The organism is bacterium (genome assembly GCA_016124905.1).
Taxonomy (GTDB): domain Bacteria; phylum Pseudomonadota; class Alphaproteobacteria; order Rickettsiales; family RI-342; genus RI-342.
Genome location: WGMV01000020.1, coordinates 96,794 through 112,883, shown reverse-complemented (window position 1 = coordinate 112,883; position 16,090 = coordinate 96,794). Strand labels below are relative to the sequence as shown.

The 16,090-nt window shown below is 57.2% G+C and carries 9 protein-coding genes; 3 read left to right on the top strand and 6 right to left on the bottom strand.

Annotated features, from left to right (window positions below; genetic code table 11):
- Positions 1 to 3,027 (top strand): acyl-[ACP]--phospholipid O-acyltransferase (locus tag GC177_06250; GenBank protein MBI1275555.1); only part of this gene is annotated, 3,027 nt, incomplete at its 5' end.
- Here the strand turns inward: GC177_06250 and GC177_06245 are convergent.
- From GC177_06245 to GC177_06225, 5 genes are read right to left on the bottom strand one after another with little or no spacing between them, the layout of a single operon-like run.
- Positions 2,991 to 3,782, bottom strand: coding sequence for a hypothetical protein (locus GC177_06245; GenBank protein ID MBI1275554.1), 792 nt, complete (start codon positions 3,780 to 3,782; stop codon positions 2,991 to 2,993). The genes GC177_06250 and GC177_06245 overlap by 37 nt on opposite strands.
- Positions 3,779 to 4,486, bottom strand: a complete 708-nt coding sequence (locus GC177_06240) for an alpha/beta fold hydrolase (protein ID MBI1275553.1) — start codon at positions 4,484 to 4,486, stop codon at positions 3,779 to 3,781. Before GC177_06240 ends, GC177_06245 begins: the two co-directional genes overlap by 4 nt.
- Positions 4,479 to 5,069, bottom strand: a complete 591-nt coding sequence (locus GC177_06235) for a TetR family transcriptional regulator (GenBank protein MBI1275552.1) — start codon at positions 5,067 to 5,069, stop codon at positions 4,479 to 4,481. Before GC177_06235 ends, GC177_06240 begins: the two co-directional genes overlap by 8 nt.
- A 60-nt stretch (positions 5,070 to 5,129) precedes the next feature.
- Entirely contained in the window at positions 5,130 to 7,340 is a 2,211-nt protein-coding gene (locus tag GC177_06230; protein ID MBI1275551.1) for a penicillin-binding protein 1C, read from the bottom strand.
- A complete protein-coding gene (locus GC177_06225; GenBank protein ID MBI1275550.1) occupies positions 7,337 to 13,348 on the bottom strand; it encodes a large extracellular alpha-helical protein in 6,012 nt (2,003 codons plus the stop codon). Before GC177_06225 ends, GC177_06230 begins: the two co-directional genes overlap by 4 nt.
- Positions 13,349 to 13,770: 422 nt before the next feature.
- On the opposite strand from GC177_06225, the gene GC177_06220 reads away from it, so the two are divergent.
- Positions 13,771 to 14,415 carry a DJ-1/PfpI/YhbO family deglycase/protease gene (locus GC177_06220; protein MBI1275549.1) on the top strand — a complete coding sequence of 215 codons (645 nt, stop codon included), beginning with the start codon at positions 13,771 to 13,773 and terminating at the stop codon, positions 14,413 to 14,415.
- Between the two features lie 241 nt (positions 14,416 to 14,656).
- On the opposite strand, the gene GC177_06215 is transcribed toward GC177_06220, so the two are convergent.
- Positions 14,657 to 14,836 carry a hypothetical protein gene (locus GC177_06215; protein MBI1275548.1) on the bottom strand — a complete coding sequence of 60 codons (180 nt, stop codon included), beginning with the start codon at positions 14,834 to 14,836 and terminating at the stop codon, positions 14,657 to 14,659.
- Between the two features lie 155 nt (positions 14,837 to 14,991).
- On the opposite strand from GC177_06215, the gene GC177_06210 reads away from it, so the two are divergent.
- On the top strand, positions 14,992 to 16,089 hold the full coding sequence (locus tag GC177_06210) for a hypothetical protein (protein MBI1275547.1): 1,098 nt from the start codon (positions 14,992 to 14,994) through the stop codon (positions 16,087 to 16,089).
- Position 16,090: the final 1 nt, after the last annotated feature.

Below are 16,090 nucleotides of genomic sequence, written 5' to 3'. Positions count from 1 at the left end.
TTTTTTGGACCGCTGAAATATTCCCTGCTGCCGGATCATCTGAAAGAGGATGAACTGATGGCCGGCAACGGCCTGATTGAAGCGGGCACGTTTCTGGCCATCCTTACCGGAACCCTGCTGGGCGGGCTGCTTATTCTCAAGGAAGGCGGCGTGCTCGGCATCTCCACGATTGTTGTCGCTATTGCATTGCTGGGCTGGGCGGCAAGCTTCTATATCCCCAAGGCGCCTGCACCGGCGCCGGAGCTGCGCATCAATCCCAACCTGTTTGTGGAAACCTGGCGCATTGTCGGCCATGCGCGCGCCAACCGGGACGTGTTTCTTTCCATCATGGGGATTTCCTGGTTCTGGCTGGTGGGGGCGACGTTCCTGTCGCAGTTCCCGACCTTCACCAGCAAGGTAGTGGGTGGCAATGAAGAGGTGGTGACGCTTTTTCTCATCATGTTCTCCGTCGGGGTGGGGATCGGTTCCATGCTGTGCAACAAACTGTTGAAAGGCGAGATAAGCGCATCCTACGTGCCGCTTGGGGCGCTCGGCATTACGCTGTTTACGGTGGATATCTATTTTTCCAGCAGGGGGCTTCCCGCGCCGCATGGCGAGTTGATTGGTGCCATGCAGTATCTGATGAATCCGGATTATTTCCGCATCAATATCGACATGGTGATGATCGCCATTTGCGCAGGCATTTATATCGTGCCGCTTTATGCCATCATGCAGGTGCGCAGCACGCCAGAGCAGCGCGCGCGCATTATCGCCAGCAATAACGTGCTGAATGCCTTGTTCATGGTGGTTTCCGCCGTTGGCACGGTGGTGATGTTCGAACATGGGTTCGATGTGGCGGAAGTGTTTTTGACCATGGCCATTCTCAATGGTCTGGTTGCCATCTATATCTGCAAGCTTTTGCCAGGGCGCGTGCTGCGCGGTGTGTTGCGGATGATTTTCAGGCTGTGCTTCGGCGTGCAGGTGGAAGGCATGGCGCATTTCAAGAAGGCCGGAAAACCGCTCATCATTGTTTCCAACCATACGTCGTTTCTGGATGCCGCGCTGATCGTTGCCTATATTCCTGAAAAACTGACATTCGCCATCAATACGCAGCAGGCGAAGAAATGGTACATCAAGCCGCTCTTGTCGATGGTGGAGGCGTTCCCCATTGACCCGACCAACCCGCTTGCCACGCGCGCGCTGATTGAGAAAGCCAGGAGCGGCGCCAATATCGTTATTTTTCCAGAAGGCCGGTTAACGGTGACCGGGTCGCTGATGAAGATTTATGAAGGGCCGGGAATGATTGCCGATAAATCCGGCGCGGAGATTCTGCCCATTCGTATTAACGGCGCCCAATATTCACATTTTTCGCGTTTGAAGGGGAAAGTCCATCTGCGCTGGTTCCCTACCATCCGTATGACAGTGCTGGAGCCGCGCCGCTGCGTGGTTTCCGACGAGCTGCGCGGGCGTCATCGTCGCCGTATGGCTGGGGAGAAGCTGTATGACATCATGTCCGACATGATGTTTGAAAGTGGTGATTACAAGCGGACGCTGTTTAAGGCATTGCAGGATGCATGCGAAGTGCATGGTTACTCGCATGTGATGGTGGAGGATGTGAACCGCGAACCAATGACCTACGGCGACCTGCTGGTTCGCAGCGCGGTGCTGGGCCGCGTGCTTGCCCGTATCGCCAAGCCCGGGGAAATCGTAGGCATGTTGTTGCCCAACATGGCCAGCACGATCGTGACATTTTTTGCCGTGCAGCGCATCGGCTCGGTGCCTGCCATGCTTAATTATTCCACGGGTATCCAGAATATTCTTTCGGCATGCCGTACCGGGGTTATCCGCCAGGTTTACAGCTCCCGCCGGTTTGTGGAGCTGGCGAAACTCGGGGATATGGTCAATGCGCTGATCGATGCGGGCGTGAAGGTGTATTTCCTTGAGGATATGGTTTCCTGCGTCGGTCTGGTTGATAAAATAGCGGGTAAGTTCGGCTACGTTCGAAAGTCGCGTTCCAAGCCGGGTGATGCGGCCGTGGTGCTGTTTACCTCGGGGTCCGAAGGGGTGCCCAAGGGAGTGGTGCTCAGCCACAGCAATATTCTCGCCAATTGCAGCCAGCTGGCCGCGCGGGTGGATTTCGGTCCGAAGGACATTGTGTTCAACGCGCTGCCGGTGTTCCATTCCTTCGGCCTGACGGGCGGAACGCTGCTGCCGCTGCTGCATGGCATCCGCACGTTTTTCTATCCGTCGCCCCTGCATTACCGCATTGTGCCGGAACTGGTTTACGATACCAATGCCACCATCATGTTCGGCACGGATACATTCCTTTCCGGCTATGCCAGGTTTGCTCATCCATATGATTTCTACAGCCTTCGTTATGTGTTCGCCGGGGCAGAGAAGCTGAAGGAGGATACGCGCAAGGCGTGGTCTGAGAAGTTCGGCGTGCGGATATTCGAAGGTTATGGCGCAACGGAAACGTCGCCCGTGCTGGCCACCAACACGCCCATGCAGAATAAGCCGGGCACGGTGGGAAGGCTGATGCCGGGGATTGCAAGCAGGTTCGAGGCGGTGTCCGGTGTGACGGAGGGTGCCAAGCTGCTGGTGAAAGGGCCCAATGTCATGAAAGGCTATCTGCTGTCGGATAAGCCGGGTGTCGTGGTGCCACCCCAGGATGGGTGGTATGACACGGGGGATATCGTGCAGATGGATGAGGCGGGGTATATCACCATCAAAGGGCGTGCCAAGCGCTTTGCCAAGATTGGCGGAGAGATGGTGTCTCTTGCGGCGGTAGAGGCTTATATTTCTGCCCTTTGGCCGGGATACATCCATGCGGTTGTCAGCATTCCGGATGCCAAAAAGGGCGAACAGCTGGTTCTGGTGACGCACCATGAACAAGCCGGGCGTGAGGCGATTATACGCCACGCGCGTGCAAACGGCATCGGCGAGCTCAGCATCCCGCGTGACATCGTGGTGGTGAAGCAGGTGCCGCTGCTTGGCAGCGGCAAGGTTGATTACCCTGCCGTCAAGGCGTTGGTGACCACGGGTTGACGCTGCCTAATGTATTGCACCACGAAGGCCACGCCCATGGCGGCGGCCAGGTGCTTCAGCGTATGTCCGCTGACGGTGCCGTCGGTCAGGGCAAACAGCTGGTGATCAAAATGCTCCAGCAGCTTGGATGCGGCATACCAGCCCAATGTGAAATACAGGCATGTGCTGCCGGTATAACGCGGACGAGTGCACAGCAGCAGAAAGGGAATGACTAGCATGGGAAAAAACTGAATGAAGGCATAAGGACGCACATCACCCCGGCCCAGGCTTTCGGTATAATCCCAATACCAGACGCTGCCGATGCCAAGAAGGATGAGGGAAGGGAAGAAGCGGATGCCCGCCGTTGCGTCGATGCGTTCCATGATCAGGTAGGAAAAAAGAGCCATGAAGGCAATGGTCATGGGCAGCCGGTCCCATACCAGCGTGGCGTTGCCGGGCGTGAGGTGATAATAGCTCGAACCGAAACCAACCAGCGCTGTGCCCGCAAAAAATATATACCAGATATATTTTTCCCCGCGAAACTGGAACAGCTGCCTGCGCCAAGTCATGGCCAGCCCCCAGCAGCCAACCAGTATGAAGGCAAGGTTTCCTGCAACATCCCCAAAATTGGGAATGCCGTAAAAGGCACGCTTGTCGGCAAAATCATGGTAGGCTGGATCCTGTGGGATGGGGCCCTGCCAGTATAGCGCCGTTGCGGCGATCAAGGCGATGACGGCCATTGCGATGAGGGATTGCTTCTCGGAAAGCTGAATCATGAATCTCTCCTGAATGTACCGTGTTTGAGGAAATACAGGGTTTGTTCCAGCACATCCGTAGAGCTGGTGAAAAAGGTGTGACTGGCATGGACGGTAATGTGATCCTTCATGCCATCGACCCTTGTGCTTTCCACGGAAACTTTACCGTCATTGGGCCCGGGGATCAGCAGGGAACAGATGGGATCGATCGTTGCATCGCCGGCAATGACACCCAGTTCATAATCCACCGTGCCAAGCAAGGCGTTTAGGCTGTCCTGCCTAGTAGTGAGCTGCTGACCGGCGGGGCCGTAGAAATGCCGGTATAACGGGTTGTTCAGCAGATAATCCGCTATTTCGCTTCCGCCATTGGGCGTTGCCAGCAGCAGCACTCGGCCTAGCCTGACCGGGCGATGACGGTTAAGAATGCCGCGCACCAGCAGTCCACCCATCGAATAGCCGATAAAATGGACAGGGCGCGATTTGTCGGGCGTGTGTCGGTCGACGTAACGGCTGATATGTTCCACCAGTTCTTCCAGAGAATGTCGGGTGGAAGGGTAATTGAGATTCAAGACATAATAGCCCGCGTGGCCCAGTTTCTTTTCCAATGGCGCCATATGGCGCCGCGTGCGGGCAATGCCGTGCAACAGCACCACGTAATCACCTTTGCGGTTTTTAAAATGCTGGCGGATATATGGGGCGGAAAGCCAGCGGGACCATCTACGCATCTGCTTTCAGTCCTGTAAGGAAGCTGCCGACAAACATATCGGCCAGTTTGCCCGCGGATGCAGGGCCGGCTACATCCAGTTTGCCGCTGAGGGAAAGGGTGCAGATGCCGTGAAGGCCGGCCCATAATACCTGCGCGGCCTTGCGGGCCGTAGCTCTGGTGGTGCCGAGTTCTTTCATGACGGCCTGTTCCAGCAGGGTAAAGATGGCATCGATCTTCTCCTGATACCAGTCGGGCAAAGCGGCGCCTTCGGGCAGGCGATGCTCGAACAGAAGGCTCCAGCGGCGCAGGTGCGCGCGGCTGTAATCCATATAGCTGTGCGCCATACGGGCGATGGGATGTTTCCCGTCTTCGGCCAGGCGAAGTTTTTCCAGCAGTTCTTCCAGCGTGACGGCGTTGATGTGCAGCACCACGTCATCCAGGCTTTTGAACATCTGATATAGCGTACCGACCGTGTAGCCCATGCGGCTGGTGATGCTGCGCACGGTCAAGGCGCCAAGCCCTCCTTCATCCACAATGGCACGGGCCGAGGAGAGTGCGAGTTCCCGAAGTTCTTCCCGTGTGTGATCACTGCGGCGCGCCATGGTGAACCTATAAATTAATCATTGTTTATTTTTATGCCCTGGCGGCTGTTTTTTCAAGCATTACTTTACGCTGAAATGTACTGGAGGGAGTGCATTGGCCGGGCCGCCGTCCGGCTGGAGAATGTAGGCGGTCACGGTGAAGTCGCCGCGTTTCACCGGCCATGAATAGTCGGGCCTTTCCGTGCGGCCCAGGTAAATGCCATTGAGATGCCATTCCACGCTTTGCCCGGGTGGGAGTTTGTTAAGGCGAAAGGTGAAGAACTGGTCTGTCGCGGGGATGCGCGGATCATAGGCCAGTTGAAGTTTCTCGGTGGGGCGGAGGATGGCGGTGGATTCCACCGGAGCCGCATTTGCCTGGGCAATGGGTTGCAGACCGGCAGGCATGAAATATTCCCGGCGTTTGAAACATGCGTGCGATGATGGCTGATTGATGCCGGCCGGGGAAGGAAGGCAGACATCCTGCTGCACCAGCCGAGGGCTTAAATAAAGCGGCGCGGTTTCATGTTGCTGGTTGAGTTCGGCAAAGATGGAGCGCAACACGAGCGCTGGGCCGGAAGAGCCGGTAATCTTGTGCATGGGGGTCTGGTCGAGGTTTCCCATCCAGACACCGACGACGAAGCGGTTATTGTAACCGACGGCCCAGGCATCGCGGTAATCGGTGGAGGTGCCGGTTTTGACAGCGGTCTGGGTGGGAAGGTTCAGGACGCTGCCCGCGCCGAATTCCAGACGTCTGGCCCAGGGGTCCGACAGGATGTTGCCGATGAGGCTTGCGGCCTCTGGCGAGAATGCCTGGACAGTTCGGGCTGGCTGATCGTTCGAGGCGATGGCATGAAGCGGGCGCAGGCGGCCCTTATTGGCAAGGCCAGCATAGGCGGTGGTGAGTTCCAGCAGGGTAACCTCGCCATTGCCGAGCGCCAGGCCGTCGTCATAGAACCAGTCGGCTTTGGTGAGGCTCGCGAAGCCGAGCTGGTGCAGCTTGGTGAGAAAGGGATCGACCCCGACAAAGGCGATGGCGTGCAGTGCTGGGATATTCAACGAGTTGCCTAAGGCTTCGCGAAGGGAGATATTACCGTAGAAGCTCTGGCTGTAATTGTTGAAATGGTGCAGCCCGTTGCCCACGGCGCTGGCCAGCGGTGCGTCCTCCAGCAGGGTGGCGGGGCCCCAGCCTTTGTCGAAGCTCATGGCATAGAGAAAAGGCTTGAGCGTTGAGCCGGGCTGGCGGGGGGTCAGGACGGCATCCACCTTGGCGGCGGGGGTGTCGGCATGGGCCAATGGCCCGTTGCCGCCGATTACCCAGGCGAGGATTTCACCCGTCTGATGATCTGCCACCAGGACGGCGGCGTTCTGGACATGTTTTGACGTCAGCGCGCCGAGCCGTGCATCGAGCAGAAGCTGGACCTCGCGCTGCAGGTCGGCATCCAAGGTGGTGCGCAGGCTGTTGCGGCCGTCGGCCAGGTGGTAAGGCTGTTCGCGCAGGTAGCGGATGAAATGGCTAGCTTCCACCGGCGAGGCAGGCAGGTCGAGCATCAGATTGTCATCGAGAATGGTTTGGTATTCATCGGGTGAGAGAAGCCCCTCATCTTTCATGGTGGTGGCAAGTTGCTTTGCCGCGCGTTGCACACGGCCGGGGTGTGTGTGCAAGTCCCAGGCGGAGGGAGCGCGCGGCAGCACGGCAAGGGTCACCATTTCCTGGCTGGAGAGGGTGCCGACATCGCGGTCGAAATAATAGCGGGCAGCCTGTGCCACGCCGCGCCGGTTGGCAGCATAGGGCACCTGGTTGAGGTAGCATTCGAGGATGTCGCTTTTGCTGTTATTTCGCTCCAGCAGCGCGGCCTCCCAGCCTTCCAGCCAGCGGGACCAGAGGGTGCGCGGGCGCGGGTTGATGATGCGGACGACCTGCTCGGTGATGGTGCTGGCACCGCGGACGGATTTGCCCGCGCGGAGGTTCTGCCACAGGGCGGCGAGGCGTGCGCGCCAGTCCATGCCGTGATGGCCGTAGAAATGACGGTCCTCCGAAAGGATGAAAGCCTGCTGCAGGCGAAGCGGTATTTCGTGCAGCGCTCGGCGGTCGTTCTGGTTCAGCGGTGCCTGGTAGCTGGCGGTGAGGGGAATGCCGCTCCGGTCGGTGATGCGTGGCAGGGAGGTGCCACCGCCATATTCCCGCAAGGGCTGATCCAGCGGTTTCAGGCTGAGAATGGTGGCGATGGCGAACACCATGGCGCTGCCGAAAAGGCAGGCCAGAAGTGTTCCGAACGCTGAGCGGCGCGTCATGGTTTTGCGTCGGCTTCCGGCGGCATGATGCTGAAGCTGCCACCGGCGGCTTTGCCATAGACATCCGTATCATACATTTCCTGCGCCAAGGTGGGGGCGGCCGTGAAGCTGCCGCTGGCAATGGTCTGTGCCATGTAGGAAAGGTGATAGTTGCCCTGGGGCAGATAGTCGGCATAGAAGCGTGCGGCATCGTGCCGGAGTTCCTGATGGTAGAAGCTCCAGAAGCTGGCGTTGAAGCCGGTCCAGTCATTATGCTGGAACCAGAAGGATGCCTGGGCGGCTTCGAAACCCGCCTCATTCGCATCAACCGTGGAGCTGTTGGTGAGCTGCGTGTTCACCGGCTCCAGGCCGCCCGGGATGGGATCATCCACCACGACGAAGTTGCGGGCGGCGGGAAGGGACAGATAGAGATCCACCCGCACCAGCGCGCCGCGCTTGAGCTGCTCGCCGGGTTGAAGCAACTGCCATTTGCCGTCTTTTTTGATGCTGTATTCGCGCGTGACTTCCATGCCCGCATTGGCGGGTTTGCTTTGCGTGGCAGGCATGGCGTAGCTGAGTGCCAGGCCATAATAGAGCCTGCCCGTGCCTTCACGTGCAATGGAGACGGATTGCGGCTGGCCGATGAGGGATGGCGAGACGGGTTTGCTAAAGGTGACGGCGGGGTCCCTCCGGCTGTTGAAGCTGGTATTGCCGAAGGGTGTCTGGCCCAATGTGGCAGTGACGCTTATGGCCGGTGCGGCCTGTTCGTACTGGCGTGCGTATTCTGCCAGAGCCTGCGTGCAGAAGATGTTTTCCTGCGTGTTGGCCCAATGGGTTTTGGCGCCGCGCGTCTGGGTGATGGTGCGCACCAGTTTGAAGGGGATATCGCCCGCCAGCGTTTTGCCTTCCTCCGTGGCGGCCAGCGCGGTGAAAGCGCTCAGGATGGCGCAATTGTCGCGCATGGGGGTGACCATCAGCCAGTCATAGCCGGTATCAAGCGATTCCTTGAACTGGAACTTGCCGCCGGTCTGGCCGCTGCTGGCAAGCAGATTCTTCGCCGTTTCGAGGGCGGCGGGCATCTGATGCATTTCAAGCGCGGCCTTCAGGAAGAAGGCTTTGCCGAGCAGGCTCATTTCCGGCATGTGGGAGCGATAGCGGGCGATGTCCTCTGCGGTGGCACGGTCATCCTCCGCCAGTGCCGCCAGTGCCACGGCGCGCACGGTAGAGCGCATGCCGTTGGTGTAATGATCCGGCGTGGCATCGTTCTTCAGCAGGTTCTCCAGGTAGGCATTCAGTTTATCGGAAACGGTTTCCGGTATGGTGTGGCCTGCATCCGAGAGCCAGTTGAACGCCACGGCGGTGAAGGCGCTGAGATAAGGATCGCTTCGTTCGTCGGTGGGGACGAAGAAGGCCATGCCGCCGTTCGGCGCCTGGAAACTGGCGGCTTCATCCAGCGTGGTTTGCGGCAGGTTGTCGCTTTCCTTCCAGGGGGCGGCGGAGGCAGGTAAATAATCCTTCAGTTGCGTGTAGGTGGAAGCCATGACTCCTTTGGAGATTTTCTGCTCCCAGCACAGATAGGGATAGGTACGCATGTAACTGAATGCGCCTTCCAGATTGCCGATGATGGTGGGTGAAAGGGACAGGCTGATGCTGCCCTTGTCCGGCAATGCGCCTTTGGGGATGGAGATAGATTCCTTCGCCGTGTCCTGATCCGTGGTGCCATAGGTGGCGGCGAAGGAGAGGTTACGGTATTTCTTTACCGGTACATGGTGGGTGGTGGCGTCGCCATCGGCAACATCCTGTGCGCTGACATCAAAGGTGATGTCACCGGCATCCGCATCCCGCGAGGCGGGCAGCGTGGCTGCTTTCACCGGCAGGTAGACGATGCCGCGTTTGTAGGGCTCAAGCGTCAGGGTTTTTTCCAGGATGTTGTTTTTGCCCTCAATATCACCGCCGGCATTGAGGCGGATGGTGATGTCGCGTTTCTTATCCGTGCGATTCATGACGCTGAAGCCTGCATGGAAACTGTCGCCTTCCATCACCTGGCTGGGCATAACGGGGCGGATTTCCGTCGGGCGGTTTACCTTGAAACTACCCTGGCCAAGGCCGAAGCGATCGTGCGGGGTGGCGGCGATGGCAAGGACGCGCCAGCCGGTGAGGTTGTCGGGCACGGGGAATTCGATGGTGGCCTTGCCCTCCTTGTCCGTTTTCAGGGACGGGTTCCAGTAGCTGACGAATTTGAAGAGCGAACGCATGGACAGATCGTTGCCACCGTCGCCGCCCTGGTTGGCGCCTTTTTTCTCGAACTTCTGACGACCGATGAGCACATTCAGCAGGCTGTAGTTGCGGACGTCCAGCTCATCAAGCTGGTAGATGTGTTTTTGGGGGTCGTAATAATCTGTGCCTCCGGCAATGAGGTCGAGGATGGCTTCGTCCACCACGGCGACGGCGAGTTCCACCGGCTGGCCGCCCGCTTCGGGATGTGGAACGGTGGCCTGAAGCTGCACTTTCACCGTGTCGCGCGGTTTATAGACTTCCTGCGCGGGGGTGGCGGTGACGGTGATCTGTTTGTAGGGATCCACCACGTTTAGCTTGAGGTAGCCCATGCGCATGGCGGGTTTGCCGAGGTCGATCTGCCCGACGGGGACCAGGGGTTTTTCCACGCGCGGTGACACCACCATCACGGAAAGGTATGCACCGGGCAGCATGTCGGGCGTGATGGGGACGGTGATGACGGGTGTGTTGCCTTCCAGCTTTTGTACCTGATGGTAAAGGATGCCATAGCGTTCCACGCTGACGAGGGCCTGTGCACCCGGGTAGGGGTTCTTGATCAGGAATTTCGCCTGGTCGCCGACCTTATACTGGCGTGCCTCGGGGATGATCGGCAGGCCGGTCTGGTCGCCATTGTCCCACACGAAGCTGGAGGCGCCGCTGACGTAGAAATAATGGCTGGTGCTGTGCTTGACGCCGTGTGTATCGGCAATGGTGGCGGTGGCCTTGTAGTAACCGGCCTTGGGCGGGGTGAAGCTGCAGCTTCCCGGTTGCGCGGCGGAGGTGCCTTCGCAGCTGGAGATCTGCTTCCATTCGTTATTATATTCCGTGGTGTAGGCGTTGCCTGCACTTTTGACGCGCGCAGCTTTCGTTTCCTGCCGTTCGAACGTGAGGTTGACATCGGTGCCGGGAGTGGGCGCGCCTTTGGGGTCCACCACGAGATATTCCATGGTGCCGGGTTTGTTTTCCTCATAGAGCCATTGGGTGGGGTGGAGGCCGACAAGGCGGTTCACGCCCGTGTAATCCGCCTGCGCATAGCCGGTGATGAATTTGCCGCGTTCATCCTGCACCGCGCTTTCGACGGTCATTTTGCCATAGGCGATGTTGGTGTCCTCCGGCGTGAAGGAGGTAACCAGCTCACCACGATCGCCGACCTTGTCGGAGGTCTGGTAGATCTGCTGGTTGTCGGCCTCGCCTTCAAAGCTATCGAAATGGAAGGGGCGCGCGATGGTATTGGTGGGGGTGAAGGGGCGGCTGTCGAGAATGGCGGTGACGCGCGCGGTGGCGTCGGTGTAGGCGCCGCCGGAATGGAGTTCCGCCCGGGTTGTGACTTCTACCTTATCGCCTGCGTTGAAATGGTCGCCATTAAGCTGGCCGGTGACTTTGAAGGGGGCAGTGGTGAAATCGCTCACCAGCACACGCATGGGGTTGTAGGCTCGGGTTTGCGGTTCGCTTTCGCCTTCGGCTTCAGGCATGGTGGCGGTCAGCTGGAACTCATACCAGCCCACGGGGGCCTGTTTGCCTGTGGTGAATTCGCCACTGTAAGTACCGAATTCATTGAAGCGCACATGCTCGATATGCTCGGCGCTGGTGCCGGTGGGGTCCATGATGTCGAGCGTGTATTCCAGATCCGGCGGGGAAGTGAGGCCGCCATTTTCCTGATCGCGCAGGTAGAGCTTGTATTGAATGGTATCCCCGGCGCGGTAGATGCCCTGGGCGGTGGTGCCCCAGCTGCGCATGTGGCCGTGGATGCGTTCCGGCGAAGACCAGACATAATCCTCGCCTTCGGGAACTTGCGTGCTGATGCTGTAATTATAATCCACCGGAAGCAGGGCCATATCGCCGTCCTTGTCCACACGGACGAAGAGGCGTTCCTGGTTCCATTCGTAACGCTGCGTGGATTGCAGATTTGGGTCGATATCCACAGTGCCGGGCAGCCAGGCGGTTCCGTCTGGCCCGGTGATGGCGGTGCCGATGGCGCCGCCGCCGTTGCCAAGGCTGGTGTAGCTGTCGGTATAAAGCGACACATCGGCATTGCTCACCGGCTGGCCAGTGGCAAGGTCCGTCACCCAGAGCATGCTTTTGAAATGGCCTAGCTTCAGATGGACTTCGTAAGGCGTGACCTGTGCGAAGAGTTCCTGCGTGCGTTTAATGGTCCGGTTGCCGGCTTTGTCCAGAATATCCGGATTGGTTCCGACGATGCCATAGACGGCGCCGCTTTTACCGTGCAGGATATCGCGCAGGCCGAAGGGGACAGCGAACTGCTTATCCTGTACAGCGGGAACGGTCCGCTCATAGGTCTGGTTTGCTTTCGCATCTTCCGGCGTGAGGCTACGGTAATGAAAGCTGAAACCTTTGAGGTTGTTGACGTAGAAGGGAATTTCGCTGTCGGTCCGCATTTCCAGCAGGGCATGGCTATAGGCGAGCACAAAATTGGGGCGGCGCTCGCTGTTGTTGAAGCTGATGCGCAGATCATTCTCAAGCGGGCGGCCGAAAATATCGGTAATTTCAAATTGAGGCATGGGGGCTTTGGTGAAAAGCCCTTTCAGCCACAACCACCAGCGCTGATAGAAGGGAAGCGCATCGCCAAGCGGCATGCCTTCGTAATGCTGCCTGGCCAGCAGGCCGTAGGGCAGGTTGATGCGGTAGGTTTTATCCTTGTAGTGGGCGATGCGGAACATGTAGGAGGTGCCGTCATCCTCACTTTCATCATCGGCTTCCTCCTCGCGCTTCGGGAGGTTGATGACCGGTTTGAAGGCCAGGGCATGAAGCTGATTACGCATGATAGGCGCATTGAACACCAGGGAGATGGAGGCCATGGGGTCGCATTTCCGTTCGCCTGAGTCATTACCTGCGGGAATGGAGATGGAGGTTCCTTCCAGATCGGCGCATTCGATGCCGATGAATTGCGGTTTGGGCAAGGTGTCGAATTCAAAAACGCTTTCATTCTGGTTGCCGCCTTCCGTGCCGTAAAGCGAGCGAAGGCCGGGGCTGGCGTAAAGCAGGTAATGGGTGTCTTCCCTCAGGTGGCGGGAAGGATAGACCAGCCAGCTGGTGCGGCCTTTGTTGCCGTTTGAAACCTCTTTGGCTTTTTCTTCTGGAAGGTCGGTCACTACCAGCTTGCCGGTAGAGCTTTTGCTGACGGTGAAATAGCTGGGATACATGTCATCGGGGTCGGGGTCCGTGATGACGGTGAGGTGGATATCCTTCGTATCCGGTTCCTCGCGCAGGCTGATATGGTCTTCCACCTCATCTTCCGTAACCGGCTGGTTGAAGGTGAGACGAAGAACGGGCATTTCAGGCCCCTGCCAGCGGATGAAGCGGCCATAGCTCAGTTTGGGCAATGTGGTGGTAAAGCCATGTTCCACAGGTTCTGCGATGGTGGCGCCATCTTCGGCCTTAATACCGGGCTTTACCACCATGGTGTAATGCGTGGCCGGCTGCAATGCGTCTTTCTCACCGAGGTTGCAGGATAAGGCGCTGGTGTTCAGCCAGCGCCATTCGCAATTCAATGGTGGCGCGATGGTGATCGGAATTTCCCCGGCATCGCGCTCCATTCTGCCCAGGGGAACGACGGCACGGTTGAACTGCAGCACAATCTGGCGGCCTGCCTCTGCATTTTCGCCATCCGGGGTGATGCGGTCGATGCGGAGCGGTAGTGCTTCTGCATAAGACGACAAAGGCAGCATACTGACCAGCAAGGCCAAAAGCGCCATGCAAGGTTTGGCCATTCGGTAGGTCGTGTGTAGGGTCGTCACTGCCGCACCTCAGCATGCCGTTTAAGGCAATGGTTTTACCATGGTTTTTGCGATGCGCCAGTTTTATGCCGCTTGCCGGTTTAATGTTTGCCGGATCCGGACTTCTTACCACCGCCATCCTGTTTATTGACGGTGGCCCAGCCTATGCGTTCAGCCTTCTTTTTGGAAGCTCCCTTGTCTTCATAGGATTCCTCAATATGTTCGGCCTGACGTTTTTGCTTATCGGTATAAGCGGCTTTGCTACCACGTGGCATAGGATTCTCCTGTATCAGGGAAGGGTGAGAGTTTGTTATGGCAGGGTTTGTTTCAATGCGCCGTTTTCTTTTGAAGAAGGAATGTAAAAATTCAGCAGGGGGAGTTACTCCGCATGGATTCTTTATCCGAATCGGCATTGATTGGGGGTGCACATAAAGGAGGCGCGTATGAATCTCTTTGGAGCATCCGATAAGGAAAAAGACACCCTTGTTGCCGCACCCATACCCGAGGCCATCAAGAAACAGGCCAAGGTCGTTATCATCACCGCGGACGATACACAGGATCTGGAATTTTTTTATCCCTATTACCGATTTACGGAAGAGGGTTACCACGTGGATGTAGTGACGCCAAAAGGCGGGTCCTTCAAAGGCAAATATGGTCTGGGCCTGTCTCATACCAAACCCATTGGCGGTGTGAAGCCGGATGATTATGCCCTGCTTTACATACCCGGCGGCAAGGCGCCGCAAGAGCTGCGCCGTAACCGTGAAGTGCTGGCATTCATCAGTGCTTTCGCACAGACCGGAAAACCTATCGCCGCCATTTGCCATGGGCCGCAGGTGCTGATCGAATCCGAAGTGGTGTTTGGCCGCCGTATGGCTGCATGGCCTGAGGTTGCGCAGGAATTGCAAGATGCTGGCGCGCATTTTGTGGATGAGGAGCTGGTGATCGACGGGCCGTTCATCACGTCGCGCATGCCGGGTGATCTGCCGCGGCATCTGGCTGGCACGCTTGATTATTTGAAGCAGCTGGAATCTTCCGCACAGGATGATTCCTCCAAACATACCGACCGTCACTATTCAGCGGCGGCATAGGAGGCCCACCATGGTACCGTTTGACCCACAGCCTGGAATGATCGACCGGTTTGAAGCCCATCACCTTACGGGAGATCGCCATATCGGCTTTCCGATTACGGGAAGAGGGAATGCGACCCCGGTATCGCCACCGGTTTTTCCCGGCTTCTCACACTATCCATCCAGAAATATTTTTTAGCAATTATTGCCCATAATAAAAAAAGCCGTTCGTTTCCGAACGGCTTTTCTTTTTGCCCTTTTATTATTGGGGCATTTTTTCCGGCATGTGCCGATGTGGCTGTTCCTTGGTGGGTATTTCCGGCTTGTTGCGTTCCGTATCCTGTTTTCTCGTGGGAACGGTTGGCGGATTGTCAATGCTGCCGTGGTTGGCAGGATAGGCCGCGTTCATGTAAATCTGCGGGTAGGTTGAGGAATGAAACATAACGTCTCCTGTGTGAATGAAGCATCATTAAACCTCTATCCATCTAAAGCTGCGAGCCGCCTTTCCATCCTGCTCATAATATTCCCATAAAGTCTCATCCTGTATGGAATTTTTACTTAGCCCCATGTTTCATAAGCCTATGATAAAAGGCATTTATGATGAAGTATTCCGCTCATATGGAACATAGCGAATGGACCCTTTACCGCAGCCCCGCCGAGACGTGGGAGGCGATGTATGATGATTGCCTTCAGGCACGTATCTCGATTGAATTTGAGCAGTATATTTTCCAGAATGATGCGCTTGGTGGACGTTTTTTAAGGCTTTTTCTGCGAAAGGCGAAAGAGGGGGTGGCCATTCGCCTGCTGCTGGACCGCGTGGGCAGCCGTAGCCTTTATCAAAGCAGAAAGCTGGCATTGCTGCGCCGCTATGGCGTGCGTGTCGTTTTCTTCAATGCCGTTAAAGGATGGCGGCGCTTTCGACTTTCTGAATGGTACCCGCGCACACATGCCAAGCTGATGCTGATCGATTCCGCCATTGCCTATGCCGGGGGCGTGTGTTTCGATGCATCCATGGCGCATTGGCGGGATACGCATATGCGCAGCACGGGTGCGGTCGTGCAGGAGATATGCGCGGCATTCAATCATACCAACAAGCGTTTCTTTAATTTGCGCGCGCGGCGAGCCACCGTTCCTTTGCCACGATGTAAGGGTGATATTCATTTCGAAATCAGCCGCAAACGGCGTGAGCGTAACGGCATTTATCATGAGATGCTTAATCATTTTTCAAAGGCGAGTCAGTCGATTGAAATTGTCTCACCCTATTTTATTCCCAACCGTAAGCTTATTTATGCGTTGATAGACGCACGGCAGCGCGGTGTTAGGGTGCGTGTCATGCTGTCGGAGAAAACGGACAGTCTTTTGGCAGATATTGCCATTCGCCGGTATCTGCCTGCCTTGCTGGAAGCAGGGGTGGAGGTGCATTATTACCTGCCGGTGCCGCATCATGCCAAAATCGTGCTGGTTGATGACGCATGGGCCACACTGGGCAGCATGAATCTGGATTATCTCAGCCTGTTCCGTAACCGCGAGAGCAATTATCTTATCACCGATAAGGCATTGATTGCGGCGTTGCGAAAGGATTTTCAGGAGGATTTGAAAAAATGCAGCCGTATGACGCTGGCAAAGCTGGCCAAGCAGCCTTTCTATTATCACCCTATCGGCTGGGCGACCCATATGCTGCGCGGTTTTATGTAGG